Origin of the sequence: Nocardia sp. SYP-A9097, from assembly GCF_009649815.1 — a bacterium.
GTDB lineage: Bacteria > Actinomycetota > Actinomycetes > Mycobacteriales > Mycobacteriaceae > Nocardia.
Map to the genome: position 1 here is coordinate 14,397 of NZ_WJIC01000053.1, position 14,913 is coordinate 29,309.

General features: G+C 65.8%; 8 protein-coding genes. 1 reads left to right on the forward strand and 7 read right to left on the reverse strand.

The window, feature by feature from the left end; translation table 11 throughout:
- Positions 1-10: 10 nt before the first annotated feature.
- The 4 genes from GFY24_RS43980 to GFY24_RS39720 form a co-directional block, all read right to left on the reverse strand.
- A complete protein-coding gene (locus tag GFY24_RS43980; protein ID WP_194853207.1) occupies positions 11-403 on the reverse strand; it encodes a hypothetical protein in 393 nt (130 codons plus the stop codon).
- On the reverse strand, positions 358-666 hold the full coding sequence (locus tag GFY24_RS43985) for a transposase (protein ID WP_194853208.1): 309 nt from the start codon (positions 664-666) through the stop codon (positions 358-360). Before GFY24_RS43985 ends, GFY24_RS43980 begins: the two co-directional genes overlap by 46 nt.
- Positions 667-877: 211 nt before the next feature.
- Positions 878-1,216 carry a hypothetical protein gene (locus tag GFY24_RS39715; RefSeq protein WP_153810280.1) on the reverse strand — a complete coding sequence of 113 codons (339 nt, stop codon included), beginning with the start codon at positions 1,214-1,216 and terminating at the stop codon, positions 878-880.
- Positions 1,217-1,525: 309 nt separating this feature from the next.
- Complete coding sequence (locus GFY24_RS39720; RefSeq protein ID WP_153810281.1) at positions 1,526-1,807, reverse strand: hypothetical protein; 282 nt, start codon at positions 1,805-1,807, stop codon at positions 1,526-1,528.
- A gap of 126 nt (positions 1,808-1,933) precedes the next feature.
- On the opposite strand from GFY24_RS39720, the gene GFY24_RS39725 reads away from it, so the two are divergent.
- On the forward strand, positions 1,934-2,143 hold the full coding sequence (locus GFY24_RS39725; RefSeq protein ID WP_153810282.1) for a hypothetical protein: 210 nt from the start codon (positions 1,934-1,936) through the stop codon (positions 2,141-2,143).
- A gap of 484 nt (positions 2,144-2,627) precedes the next feature.
- On the opposite strand, the gene GFY24_RS42765 is transcribed toward GFY24_RS39725, so the two are convergent.
- The 3 genes from GFY24_RS42765 to GFY24_RS39740 form a co-directional block, all read right to left on the reverse strand.
- The gene (locus GFY24_RS42765; RefSeq protein ID WP_228567122.1) at positions 2,628-3,029 is read right to left on the reverse strand and encodes a transposase; all 402 of its coding nucleotides are present in this window, start codon (positions 3,027-3,029) and stop codon (positions 2,628-2,630) included.
- 64 nt (positions 3,030-3,093) lie between these two features.
- Complete coding sequence (locus GFY24_RS39735; RefSeq protein ID WP_309231898.1) at positions 3,094-4,383, reverse strand: cytochrome P450; 1,290 nt, start codon at positions 4,381-4,383, stop codon at positions 3,094-3,096.
- Between the two features lie 191 nt (positions 4,384-4,574).
- Positions 4,575-14,858: a non-ribosomal peptide synthetase gene (locus GFY24_RS39740; RefSeq protein ID WP_194853209.1), complete on the reverse strand. Its 10,284-nt coding sequence runs from the start codon at positions 14,856-14,858 to the stop codon at positions 4,575-4,577.
- Between the last annotated feature and the right edge of the window lie 55 nt (positions 14,859-14,913).

Below are 14,913 nucleotides of genomic sequence, written 5' to 3' on the forward strand. Positions count from 1 at the left end.
CGCATTTCGGTTAAGGCATCGTCACCCCAGTTTCGCGCAGCACTTTCAGCACACTGCCCCTGCTGAGGCCGAACGCCTTCATCAGCGCCGTCGAGGGTTCGCCAGATTCGTAGCGGATGACGATCGGCGGGATCGCCCCGGCGCCGCACCGGGCGCGGGCCGGACATCTCGACGCGGTGGAGCGAGAGTCGATTTCACGCGGGCTCAGCGCTGGAATGTCGTTGCGGGCCATCGCGATCGAGCTGGACGGCAGCCGTCGACGATCAGTCGAGAGATCACACGCAACGGTGGTCGTGACGCCTATCGGGCTCTCGACGCGCAGGATCGCGCCGACGAACGCCGACGCAAATTTCTCGGCTACCGCACCCCCGCCGAATGTGTTGCCTTGACTCGTTGAATCCAAGCTGGCTTTCCCACAAACTCGAGCTGTTCCCGGAGTTTACGGTTCTCTTTCTCCAACTCCCGCAACCGATCCCGCTCACTCGGCGTGAGATCCGAGCCGGCCACCCGAGTCTCGCCATACTTCTTCACGCAATTCCGCACCGCCTGGTCGGTCACCCCGCAATCACGGGCAACATCGGCCACCGGCCGCGACTTCTCCACCACCTCACAGGCGGCCGTCTCTCGAAACTCCAGGGGCGAAACCCGCGACTTCTTTTGCGCCACAATCAATTACGATCAATTACCCAAATTCTACTTTGGGCTGATGTCCGGAATCCTTCGGGCCACTCAGATCTCTCGTGCGCTGCCAGGCGGGTTGCGGTTCTCGGCCTGCTGGACGACCCCGACTTTTCGCTTCTTCACGGCAGTGTCCCAGGCGGGCCAGCGCGCCCAGCGGCGGTCAAGGCTCCGGCACACGATGTCCAACAGAAACACCTCATAGTGGTCGAGGCCGATCGGCCGGTGCCTCAGCAAGGTCGGCTATCTTGCGCCAGCGCTCGGTGAGGTTGGTGGTCATCGCATGGGCGAGGGCGGACATCCTGGCGGCGTCCTCGCCGTCGTCGCGGATCCGTTTCTTGGCTTCGCGCAGCTCGATCAGCTCCTGGCGGGTCACGCCGGGGGTGGTGCCGTCCTCGATGTCGGCCTTCTCGAGCCAGTTCTGCAGGCAGCTGATCGAGATCCCGAAACCCTTGGCGATCCGGGGCAACGGTGCCTCGCCCTTACGGGCGATGGCGACCACATCGCGGCGGAAATCCTCGGGGTATGGGCTGGGCATGATGACATCCTTACAGCGAGGACCAGGTCCTCACAGGCTGGGAGTCAACCGAACTCGGGGCAGTCCCGCTCGTTGGCCAGACCTGGGGTGAACGTTGAGTCGGGTCTTCGTCTGTCGATGCCACGGTAACCGGTACTTCGATCGAATTCGAGATTCGGTAGATCGTTGTGTGCCTATGGAATCGGTTTCGGCAAGAGCCGCTACGGGTATGCCGGATTGTTTCTTGGTGAGCTTGTCGCCCGTATGGCTCTACGAGGCGTGCCTGCTGTGCCATTCGGTCGACGCTGCCCGGATCGTGTTCGAAGCCGGCTATGAGGGTGACATAGCGAAATGTTGATTACGTCGGCGTAGAAGCCGGGCCTCGAAGGTTCCGATCAGGATGAACGGCACGCTTTCGGCGATCGCGACCGCACCCATGGCGACCGGTCCGGAGCGTTGCAGGGCAACCCACATGATCGCGAGGGCGTAGAAGCAGTCGCCGAGGATGCTCAGTAGCTGCGCGGTCCAGATCGCCGCGATCGACTTGACCGGAGCAGCGGCAGCAACGGCACAGCGCCGGACAGTAGCCGATCCTACGATCTCGTTCCGCATGACGCCTGAGCCAGGGCGGGTCCCAGCCGTGGGCACCGAATGGGACAGATATCGTCATCTGCAACTCTTTGGCAAATAAAATCGGAATCTGAAATTCATGGCCGCACACCGTCATACCGTCATTTCATGAGCAAAACTGACGATTACACCGAGCGAGCAGAAGAGTGGGGCCAGGAAGCCTCAGAAGCGCTGGAGAAAGCATTGAGGTCGAGCACGACCGATGAGCTGGAATGGATGAGGGTTCGCGCATTGCAGGCTCAGGCGCAGTTCTGCGCAACTATGGGAGTCCGTGACCGGCTGCATCACCTCTCGCTTCCTCCGGACCAGCGTGGCTGACTCGCGCCAAGCTCGCATGTGAGCGTCGCCAGGACGCGGCGTATGAAGTGCAAAGCGGCTCACTATCTCGGCATATCGCCGAGGGCAACTGGGTCCGTGCGCACCGGTTGCGCTCACACTCCATTCCACGCAGATCGGACGATTGTGGTTCGCGCTACAAGCCGCCACACCACCGACAACCACGACCGCCATTCCGAAGGGCGCATGCGAAAGGTCTTTACCGCGCCGACCATCACCGATTGCGACCGGGGCACGTCGACCCGGAGTGATCGTGGCATTCGAATACGTCTACTACCAACAACGTTCGCCGAGGGGGCGATACAGCCTACTGGCGCCAGAAGCGGGGGACTACGCCGAATCGCTTGCTGCCGGAATCGGATCGGTTCCCGTTGGATCCACGCCACCACGGCGCCATCAAATCGATCGCGGAGACAGTGGCCGCCGTCCGCCTAGTCGAACTAATTCCCGACCACACCCGGGTGGACTACCTGCAGGTGATCAATATCCGTCGTACCGAGACAGGGCTTTGATCAACAACATCCAGGGGCAGGGATAGCCCTCCGGCACGCTGCCAACGCCGGAACAGCCCATACACCACCAGCCAGGACCCGTACTCGACCGGCACGTCCCGCCATGGGGAACTGACCCGGGTCCGCCACCGGATCCAGTCGATGAGCTGTCGTTTGGTCCACTTCGGCGGACGTCCCGCCTTCTTCCCACGAGGCAGCAACGGCGCCAACCGCGCCCATTGGGCATCGGTCAGATCCGCTCGCCCCGTCACCGCTACGCTGGCCACGAGGTCTCCGGCACTATTCAGGTTTGCTTGGTCGCTAACCCGAAATACCGGAGACCTCACCCATATACCAACGCGGACAACAGCTCCCATCAAACACACTGATGGGATGGCACCGCACAGCGATGCCACCCCATCACGGACTTCGAAACACGCCCTAGTCGGCAGTGAGTTTGGCGGGCATGGAGCGGTAGGCGTGCAGGTTCACCAGGCGACGCGGGATCGGCGGGCCGTCCAAGCGCAGATCCGGATATCGCTCGAAGAGGGTCCGCAGCGCGATGACGCCTTCCATTCGGGCCAACCGGTATCCCAAGCAGCCGTGCACCCCGCCGCCGAACGCGAGGTGATCCGCGGCGTTGTCCCTGGTCACATCGAATCGCTCGGGATCGGGGAAGACGCCGGGGTCGTAGTTTGCGCCCGCAAATGACAGTAAGACCAGGTAACCGCGCTTGATGTGCTGACCGGCGATGTCGACGTCATAGTTGGCGATCCGGCCGGTCATCCGCACGGGGCAGTCGTAGCGCAGGATTTCCTCGATCGCGCTCGGCCACAGCTCCGGCTGCGCCATCAGCAGTTTCAGCTGATCCGGATGGCTGGTCAGCAGTGCGATTCCGTTGCCGAGCAGGTTCACCGTCGTCAAGAATCCGGCGTCCAGCAGCAGGGCCGCGTTGGCCATCTGCTCGCGGCGGGTGAGCTCACCACTTGTCACCAGCACAGTGAGCAGGCCATCGCCCGGTTCGGCGGTGAGCTGGTCGATGCGCTGGTCGAAGTACTGCTTGACCTCGGCCAGCTCCTCGGTGGCGTGGCGATACGTGGTCCAGGTCAGGGCTCGGTCTACCAGCGGCGCACTGTTGAAACCCCACTTCAGCATGGTCGAATGCATGTCGGCGGGAAACCCGAGAATCTCGGCGATGATCGCGATGGGCACCTGTGCCGCGAAGTCCTCGATCAGGTCCGGTCGCGGCTTTGATTCCAGGCGATCGAGTAGGTCATCGGTCACTTCAACGGCCCGTTGCTCCAAATTGGCGATCGCCTTCGGGCTGAATGCCCGCCCGACCAGGCGTCGGTACCGGGTGTGTTCCGGCGGATCCGTCACCAGCATCGAGGGCGGTTCCGTGAGGTTGGGAAGTTTCTGATCCGTCTTGGTCAGCGCCCAGCGGACCGGCTTCGGAATAATTGGATGGTTGGGCGTGACCACGCCGAAGCGATTGTCTCGAAGGATGTGACGGCACAGTTCGTAGTCCGCGGTGACGTACACTCCCGACATCTTGGGCAGACGGCCCCGCTGTCGGATCTCCTCGATGAACGGCGACGCGCCGAGCAAGCGATCCTGGCCGAAGGCGATCTGAGCGAGGGGATCGCCCCTACGCGCCGACCACAGCAGGTAGGACCGCGTCAGGCCATGCAGGAGCAGCCATCGAATCCACGCGCGAATCGGCACTTTCACCTCCCGCTCCAGGGTAGGCAAATAACAGGCAATCCCATGCTACTGCGGACGAGGCTGCCGTCATACAGCTGGCAGATCACGAAGCGCCAGGCAACAGCTCGATAGGTTCTCAGAGAGCCCACGATGGCGCGACCGACGGGGCCGTGAGCCCGAACTTCAGCATCCGCGCCGGGTGCGCCCCGGCATACTGCTCAGGTGGTGAGGGTCAAGCGGAAGTGCTCTGTGAGGACGAGTCCGATTGCGCGGAGCGCGTCGGGTTCGGTCATCCGTTCGTGCCGAGCGGGAACGTCGTGTTCGGTGATACTGCCGGTGATGTGGTCGTTCCACGCGAGCGCCGGATAGGGGTCGTCGTCCGTGTGGTCGGCGGCGTTGAAGTAGATCAGGTCACCGTCGAAGAGCGCAGGCCGGTGGTTCAAGGTGAGGTCGACGAGTCGGGTGTAGTCGTCACGCAGGATCACGAGATGTTCGGAGGTCACGGCTGTGAGGAGTCCGCCTTGCCGGTGCAGCAACTCGGTTGCGGCCTCGATGGTGAGGTCGGTGGCGCCCGGTGGAACCGTGAGGCCGCCGAACTCGGCGAGCATTTCCGCGATGGTGGGTGTAGGAGCGCGAGTAGTGCGGGCGGTGACGACACGGGTGTCCATCATGGCCAGGGTGGCGACAGAGTCGCCGTCACGGCGGAGTTGAACGGCGATCGCGTGGGCGATGGTGCCGCCGAGCGAGTATCCGAGCAAATGGTAGGGGCCGTGCGGTTGAACGGACCGGATCTCCCGCACGTAGCGGGCGGCGAGTTGGTCGAGCGTATCGAACCGCACGGTTGGTTCGGTGAACGCCGGGGATTGCAGCCCTCGGACGGGACGGTCGGAGTCGAGGTGCTGCACGAGCCCGCTGTAACACCAAGCCAATCCGACGGCAGGGTGAACGCAGAACAGCGGCGGGGCGGTTCCGGCGGCGCGCAGGGGGAGCATGACCGAGATCGCGTCGCCGGGGTCTTGTTCGTCGATGCCATGGAGGCGGGTGTCGATGCGGTGGGCCAGTAATTGCGGTGTCGGATCGGTGAAGATCCACTGAACCGGCACGTCGACACCGGTCGACTCCTCCAGCAGCGCCACCACTTGGGCGGCGGCCAATGAGTTGCCGCCGAGGGTGAAGAAATCGTCGTCGGCGCCGTTCCGTTCGATGTCGAGGGTCTGGGCGAAGGCGTCACAGACGGTGGCCTCTAGCGGCGTGGACGGCGACCGGAACCGAGTGTATTGCGGATCGGGTGTGGGTAGAGCTTTGTAGTCGACTTTGCCGGTGGAGGTGAGGGGTATCCGGTCGAGGGTGACGATGGTAGTTGGGATCATGTAGGTGGGTAGTCGGATTGCGAGGTGGGTTCTCAGCGCAGTGGTGTCGAGCGTGGTGTGGGGAGTGGGAACGACGTAGCCGGTCAGTCGATCCGTACCGTTGGGCTGGGTGTGGACCGTGACGGCGGCGTCGACGATGTCGGGATGGCTGCGCAGCGCGGCTTCGATGTCGCCGGGTTCGATGCGGTGGCCATGGATCTTGATTTGCATGTCATTCCGGCCGTTGAATTGCAGTGTTCGGTCGGTGGTCCAGGTGACCAGGTCGCCGGTGCGATACATGCGTGTTCCGGGCGGCCCATATGGGTCGGGGATGAATCGGGCGGCTGTGGTTGCCGTTTGCCTGTGGTAGCCGCGGGCGAGACCCGGTCCGGACAGGTATAGCTCGCCGACCACTCCGGGTGGGACGGGGCGCAGTCTGTGGTCGAGTACGACGGCGTCGAATCCGTGAATCGGGCCGCCGATAGTCATCGGGCTGTCTGTGCTTGTGGTCACGGGTGCGTCGCCGCAGCTGATGATTGTGGTTTCGGTAGCCCCGTAGGAGTTGAGCACCGTGCGACCAGGCATCCATCGTATTGCCAGGTCTGCTGGGCATGTCTCGCCGCCGAGGATCAGAGTGCGTAGGGTGTCGAGTTCGTCAGGGTGCAGCGATGCGAGCACTGTTGGGGTGAGAGCGGCATGTGTGACATGTTCGGCGTTGATCAACTCGTCCAGTTCGGTGCCTGCGACCACCGCTGCGGGTGCCAGGACCAGGGTGGCTCCGGTGACGGCGGCACTGAGCCATTCGAGGATCGAGACGTCGAACGTCGGCGAGGCGGCAGCCAGTATTCGAGAGGCTGGGGAGAGGCCGAACCGCTCCCGTATTTCGGCGGCCAGGTTCGCTATTCCGGTGTGGGTGACCATTACCCCCTTGGGGGTTCCGGTAGAGCCCGAGGTGTAGATCAGGTAGGCCGGGTGCTGTGGCCGTAGCGTGGTTGTGCGTTCGGGGTCGGTGATCGCGTTGGGGTGCGCCGACGCTGCCGTCGCGGCGAAGGAAGGGGTGTCGAGGACGAGCCATCTGACGGCGTCCGGTAGCTGGTCTCGGTAGGTCTGGAGTGTCAGGCCGACGGCAGCACCGGAATCGACGAGCATGCGGGTGATCCGGTCGTGGGGATGGGTAGGGTCGATCGGAACGAATGCGCCGCCGGTTTTAGCGACCGCCCACACGGCGATCACGCCATCGATGGAGCGTGGTAACGCTATGGCTACCAACGATTCCGGTCCTATGCCTGCTTCGATCAGCACGCGCGCCCACCGGTTAGAGGTTTCATCGAGTTCGCGGTAGGACAGCCGTTCGCCATCGCAGACCACCGCTTCCGTGTCCGGCCTCGCCGTGGCCGTCAAAACCTGCGGCAGCACCGACACCACCTCGCCGGGGCGACTGCGAACAGGTACCAGTGCGGCTCGCTCGACCGGCGATAGCAGCTCCAGTTGGGTGAGGGGGAGGTCGATGTGTACGGCGATGGCCTCGAGTACTCGCAGCACCCGATCGGCGATGGCCTCGATCTGGTGCTGCGTGAACAGTTCGGGCAGGTATTTGAAGGTCAGGTGCAGTCTGGTGTCGTGGTGGACCATCAGGCCGAGCGGAAAGTGCGCGGCGTCTCGTCCGTGCACGTCGAGGACATGTATTCCGGCAATGTCGGTGTCCTTGGACAGCCCGGCCGAGTCGATCGGGTAGGACTCGAAGACGGTCGCGGTGTCGAATATCGCGGCGGGACCGGCCACCTGTTGGATGCGGGCGAGTCCGAGGTGGTGATGGTCGAGCAGCGCGGCTTGTTCGGTTTGGATTCGCCGTAGCAGCTGGGCGAGGTTTTCGTGGTAGTCGAGCCGGACCCGCACGGGCACCGTGTTGATGAACAGCCCGATCATCGATTCGATACCGGGGATCTGCGGCGGGCGCCCGGAGACGGTGGTGCCGAAGACCACGTCTTCGCGGTCGGTCGCGCCGGCGAGCACGATCGCCCAAGCGGCTTGCACGACGGTGTTGAGGGTGGTCTCTTGCTGATGGGCCACGGCGACCAGGGCCGCGGTGCGGTATTCGCTCAGCCGCACCTGGACCTCACGCGCGGCAGCGGATTGCCGGCGGCCGGGGACTTCGGGCGCCAGCAGGGTCGGCTCGGCCAGCCCCTCGAGTGTCCGCGCCCACGCGGTCTCCGCCGCGTCCTGATCCTGGGCCTCGAGCCACATCAGGTAGTCGCGGTAGGGACGCACCGGGACCAGTGCCTTGGCGTCGCTGTCGCCGGCGTAGAGGATCAGCAGTTCCCGGATCAGCAGTGGCATGGACCAGCCGTCGATCAGGATGTGATGCATGGTCAGCACCAGCCGGTACCGCTGGGGTGCGGTGCCGATCAGCGTCAGTCGTAGCAGCGGCGCCGCGGTCATGTCGAAGTGGCGGTCGCTGTCCATGAGGTGTTCGAGCGCGGCCTCGGTGTCGTCGCACTCGGCCAAGTCGATCTGGGTGAACGGCACCTCAACATGCCTATGCACCACCTGAACCGGATCGCTGGCGCCGTCGTGCACGAATGCAGTCCGCAGGTTCGGGTGCCGTTCGACGAGCGTCTGCGCGGCGCGGCGTAACCGGTCCGCGTCCACATGTCCGCCGAGCTCCACACAGAGTTGCACGATGTAGGCATCGAGGCTGCCCTCGGCAAGCTGGGCGTGGAACAGCAGCCCTGCCTGCAGCGGTGTGAGCGGCCAGATATCGTCCAGCACCGGGTACCGGATCTCGAGCCGGTCGATCGCGTCCTGGTCGAGGGCGACGAGGCCTACATCGGAGGGAGTCAGCCCGCCGGCATTCGGCCGGGACGAGTGGGCGGCGAGAGCCGTCACCGCGTCGCGCCACAGGTCCGCGAGGTCGGTGACCTCGGCGGAGGTGAGCAGGCCGGCCGGGTAGTCCCAGGTGGCGGTGAGGGCCGGCCCGTCCGGTGTGTCCATGGTGACCGCGTTGACGCCGAGCAGGGCTGCTACGGACGCGTCGGGGTTCTCCACACCGCCGGCCTTGGCGTCGCCGCGGGCGGGCATCCACGCGCTGTCGCGCAACGCTTCCGGAATGGTGTCGAACCGGCCGAGATAATTGAAACTCACCTGCGGGTCGGGCAACGCACCCAGAATGCGGGCGGTATCGGCGTTGAGGTAGCGCAGCAGCCCGTAGCCGATCCCGTGGTTGGGAACCTGTCGGAGTTGTTCCTTGATCGATTTGATGACCGCCCCTGCGGCAGTGCCACCGGCGAACGCGTCATCGATGTCGATATCGGACAGGTCGAGCCGCACCGGGTAGGTGGTGGTGAACCACCCGACGGTGCGGGTGAGATCGGCACCGGTGAGCACCGTGTCATGGCGGCCGTGGCTTTCGAGGGTGAGCAGCGCCTCGGTGACCGCGTTATCGCGGCGGCCCCGCCATCGAGCTAGCGCCAGCGCGAGCCCGGTGATGAGGGCGTCGTCAACGTTGCCGCGGAAAGCCCGGGGCAGGGTCGTCAGGACGGCGCGGGTCACTGCGATAGGTAACGTCACCGTGACAGTGGCGACGGTGGCCTGCACATCCACGACCGGGTCGATAGGGCGGGCACCGATCGCCGGATCAGCGGCGCTGAGTGTGGACCGCCACCAGTCGAGTTCATCGAGGTTCCCCGAAGCGGTGTCCAGACCGTGCGCCCAGCGTCGCATCGACGTACCGACGGGCGCGAGCCGCGGCCGTTGCCCGGCACTGACCTGGGCCCATGCGGCAGCGAGGTCGGGCACGAGGATCCGCCACGACACGCCATCGGTTACCAGATGGTGTATGACGACGAGCAGCTGCCCCGGCTGTCCGGCCCAGTCGAACCAGACCAGCTGCAGCATGACTCCCGCCGCGGGGTCGAGGCGCTCGGCGGCCGCATTCGCCTCCGCGTCGACAATTGCGGCGAAAGCACTGCTGTCCGGTGCCGCATCCACCGACACGTGCCGGATCAGCCCAGCGGCGGATACCCCGGTCGGCTGCACCTGCAATGCCCAACCCGATGGATGCCCGGGGTCGGGGTGCAATCGGGCCCGCAGCATGTCGTGGTGATCGATCACCGCTTGCGCGGTCGCCGTGATTCCGGTCCGGTCGATGCCGGCCGGCAGAGTGAGCATCACCCACTGGCAGAGGCGGTCGAATGCGCCGCGCTCGAACATCCAGCACATGATCGGCGTCACCGGCATCGGACCCACACCCCCGCCGGGCAGTTCCGCCGGAAGGGCGGCCGCCGCGGCACTGTCGCGGACGGCGATTCCGGCCAGCCCGGCGACCGTTTTACGCTCGAACACCTCGCGCACGGAGAACACCAGACCCGCCGCCCTGGCGCGGGTCACCAACTGGATCGACACGATGCTGTCACCGCCGAGGGCGAAGAACGAATCATCGAGGCCGACCGTGTCGACACCCAGTACCTCGGCGAACAGTCCCGCGAGCGTCGTCTCCACGTCGGTGACCGGTGCCCGGAATTCGGCTCGGCTCGTGGTGAAGTCGGGCCCGGGTAGTGCGGCGCGGTCGAGTTTGCCGTTCTTCGTCAGCGGCAGCGCGTCCAGCATCACCACGGTCGCGGGCACCATATGGGGGGCCAACCGCTCCGCCGCGAATGCGCGGATGGCAGCCGGGTCGAGGTCGGCGCCGGACTCGGGCACCACGTACCCGATCAACCGATCTCCGGTGGCGTGGCTCCGGTGCATGGTCGCTACTGCGCGGGCCACATCCGAGTGGGCCAGCAGGCTCGATTCGACCTCGCCGAGCTCGATGCGGAAACCGCGGATCTTGACCTGGAAATCCGCGCGGCCCACAAAGTCGAGGGTCAGGCCCCCTTCGGGCAGCCGCAGCCAGCGCACCAGGTCCCCGGTCCGATACATGCGCTGTCCCGGGGTTGTGAACAGATCGGCGACGAACCGCGACGCCGTCAGATCCATCCGGTTGTGGTAACCGCGAGCCAGACCCGGACCCGTGAGATACAACTCCCCCACAACCCCGACCGGCACCGGTCGCAACCACGCGTCGAGCACAACCTGCTCGACCCCACGGATCGGCCCGCCGACCGTTACCGCCGTCGATGGGTCCAGCGCCGCACTGATATTCGTCATGATGGTGGTCTCGGTCGGACCATATCCGTTGTGGAACGCTCGGCCCGGCGCCCACCGTTCGACCAATCTCGCCGGGCAGGCTTCGCCGCCGGCGACGAGCACCCGCAGGCCATCCAGGCCTGTCGGGTCGACCGACGCCAGCGCCGACGGGGTGATGAAGGCGTGCGACACACATTGATCGATCAGCAAGCGCCGCAGCTCTTCTCCGCCGTATACGGTTGTCGGCGCGATTACCAGTGCCGCAGTGGCCTCGATCGCCATCAACAGTTCGAGCATGGCCGCGTCGAAGCTCGGTGACGCGAAGTGCAGGATCCGCGCCGACGGCGCCACCGCGTACCGGTCACGTTGCTCGGCAGCGAAGTTCGCCAGTCCGGTATGGGTGACGATCACACCCTTGGGGCGCCCGGTGGAGCCGGAGGTGTACATGATGTACACCGGGTGGGCCACGTGCAGCGGCACTTTCCGTTCAGCCGGCGTGATGGCGGCCGCGGAGGTGGTGGCGAGATCGGCTCGTAGCTCGGGGGCGTCGAGTACGAGCCAGTCGATCGTGCCGGACAGCTCTGCCGCTACCGTCGACACCGTGATACCGACCCGCGCACCGGAATCGGTCAGCATGAACGTGATCCGGTCGGCGGGGTAGGTGGGGTCGATCGGCAGGAACGCTGCCCCCGACTTCACCACCGCCCATATCGCCAGCACCGACTCGAACGACCGCGGCAAGCCCACCGCAACGATCGCCTCCGGCCCCACACCCCGACCGATCAACAGTCGCGCCAACCGATTCGACTCCGCATCCAACTCGCCGTACGTCCACCGCCGATCCCCGCACACCACCGCGACCGCCCCCGGATTCCTCGCGACCGCCGCCGCCAACAACTCCGGCAAGACTCGCCCCGGCACAGCCGGATTACCCGACACCGACGTCAACTCCCGGTATTCCGCCGGAGAGAGCAGATTCAGCCGGGCCAGCGGCAGATCCGGGTCGGCGGTAACGATGCCGATCACCCGCAGGACCCGCTGCAGAGTCGCATCCATCATGTCGTGGTCGAAGAGTTCGGGCAGGTACTTGATTTTGAGGTGCAGTCGCGTGTCGACATGGACAACCACACCCAGCGGATAGTGCATGGCGTCGGTGCCTGTCACGTCGAGCAGTCGCATCCCGGCGACGTCGGTGTCTGCCGTCAGCCCACCGCGATCGATCGGATAGGACTCGAACACCACTATCGTGTCGAACACGGCCCCCGGCCCGGCCACCCGCTCGATCTCGGTCAGACCCACGAGCTGGTGATCGAGCAGCGTGACCTGCTCCGCCTGGATTCGGTCGAGCAGTTGCCCCAGGCTCTCGGTGGTGTCGAGCCGGACGCGCACCGGCAGCGTGTTGATGAACAGCCCGATCATCGATTCGACGCCCGCGAGCTGCGGGGACCGTCCGGAGACCGTGCTACCGAACGTCACATCCGCTCGGGATGTCAACCCGCCCAACACGATCGCCCACGCCATCTGGAGCACGGTGTTGAGGGTGATCCCACGGGACCGCGCGAGGCCGGTCAGCGCCGCGGTCTGCGCCTCGGTCAGTTCGCCGACCACCTCACGTGATTCGGTGTATCGACGGAGGGGATCGCCCGGAGCCACCAGGGTCGGCTCGTCGGCGCCGTCGAACGCGCGGGCCCAGGTGTCGAGTGACGCGGCCGGGTCCTGCCCGGCGATCCACGCCAGGAAGTCCCGATAGGGACGGACACGAGGCAGCATCGAGGTGTCGCCGTCGGTGGCATAGAGCACCAGCAACTCCTTCAGCAGCAGTGGCGTCGACCAGCCGTCGAGCAGCAGGTGATGGTTGGTCAGCACCAGCCGGTAGTGCTCCGGCCCCGTGGTGACCAGCATCCAGCGAAGTAGCGGAGCACAAGCCGAGTCGAACCGGGTCGCGCGGTCGGCGGCCATGAGTCGCTCCCACTCGCGATTCCGTGCGCCGTCGTCCAGCCCAGACAGATCGAGCTCCGACAACGGAACCTCGACGTGTTCGAGGACCACCTGCACCGGCGCGGCACCGATGTCGGTGACGAAGGCGGTGCGCAGATTCGCATGCCGGTCGAGCAGCACCTGCCCGGCTCGGCGCAGCCGCTGCGGGTCGACGTGCCCGCGCAGCTCGAGGACCAGTTGCATCACGTAGGCGTCCACCGACTCCGCAGAGACCAGCGCATGGAACAGCAACCCCTCCTGCAACGCCGTCAATGGCCAGACGTCGCTCAACGCCGGATACCTGTCCTCGAGTCGCTCGATCTCGGACTGCCCGAGCCTGACCAGATCCAGATCCGAGGGCGTCCGCCCCCCGCTCCCGGAGTGGCGGGTATGGGTTGCCAACGCAGTCAATGCCCGGCACCACGACTCCGCGACCTCGCGCACCTGGTCGGCGGTGAGCACGCCGGCGGGATACGACCAGATCGCCCGCAATCGCGGCCGCCCCCCGTCATCGAGGGTGAGGGCATTGATGTCGAGTACCGCAGACACCGGCATATCCGGATTCCGTGCGCCGGCGAGCTCGCCACCGCCGAGGTCACCGCCACCGTCCACCGGCATCCATCCGATCGCCGCCATCCCTTCGGGAATTCCCGGGGAGACACGGCCGAGGTAGTTGAACCCGATCTGCGGCGTCGGCAGAGCCTGCAGTATCGGGCCGGTGTCCTCGTTGAGATATCGCAACAAGCCGTAGCCGATTCCGTAGTCCGGCACAGCGAGGAGCTGTTCCTTGACAGACTTGACCGCTGCCCCCATAGCCGGTCCACCCGCGTACGCGTCGTCGAGATCGATACCCGACAGATCCACACGCATCGGAAAACTCGTGGAGAACCAGCCGACCGTCCGGGTCAGATCCGAGCCCGGGACGGCGTTCTCCTCACGGCCGTGCCCTTCGATACCGATCACCACGTCCGCGCGAGGGCCGCCGGAGACCTCCGTCTCGTGCTCGCGCCGCCACTTCGTCACCGCCAGCGCCAGCGCAGTCAGCAGCCCGTCGCCTACGCTGCCGTGGAACGCTGCGGGCACGGTGGTCAACAGCGCCTCGGTCACCTCGGGGGGCACTTCGACCTCGACGGTGCGGGCGGTGGCAGCCACATCGATCGCGGGATCGAGGGGCCGGGACCCGATCACCGGATCGTCACCGACTGCCATCGCTTGCCACAATTCGAGCTCTGCGGCCCGATCCGGACGTTGAGCAGCCTCGACCAGCCCGTGCGCCCACCTGCGCATCGACGTCCCGACCGGGGCCAGATCGGGTGGCTCACCGGATTCGATCCGCACCCAGGCGAACGCGAGGTCCGGTACCAGCACGCGCCAGGAGACCCCATCGATCGCCGAATGATGCACCAGCACCAGTACCCGGCCCGGCTCCGCCGCGTCCACCGGGTCGAACCAGACCACCTGCACCACGATCCCTGCGCCCGGATCGAGCCGGTCTGCGGCGGCATCCAACTCCGCCGCCGCCAACGCGTGGAACTCGACGCTTCCCGGCCTCCCCTCCATCACCACACGCTGGATGACGTCGTCGGCCCGAACCGTTCCAACCGGCAGCACCTCCCAAGTCCAGCCCCCATCGTCGCCCTGGCGCAGCCGCGCGCGCAGCATGTCGTGCCGATCGAGGACCGCCTGCACCGTGCCCGTCAGTCCCTGTCGGTCGATCCCCCCGGGCAGACCCAGAACCATTGCCTGCGAGAAGCGGCCGAACCTCGACTCCGCCCGATCGAGCAGCCATCGCATGATCGGTGTCAGTGGTATCGGCCCCACACCCCCGCCGGGCAGTTCCGTCGGAGGGGCGATCGCCGCAGCCCCGTCGTGGGCGGCGACCTGGGCCAGCCCGGCGACCGTCTTACGCTCGAACACATCGCGGGGGGAGAACACGACACCCACCGCCCTGGCCCGGGTCACCAACTGGATCGACATGATGCTGTCGCCGCCGAGGGCGAAGAACGAGTCGTCGAGACCGACCGTGTCGATACCCAGCACATCGGTGAACACTCGAGCGATCGTGTGTTCTATCAGTGTCTCGGGCGCTCGGAACACCTTGTCGTCG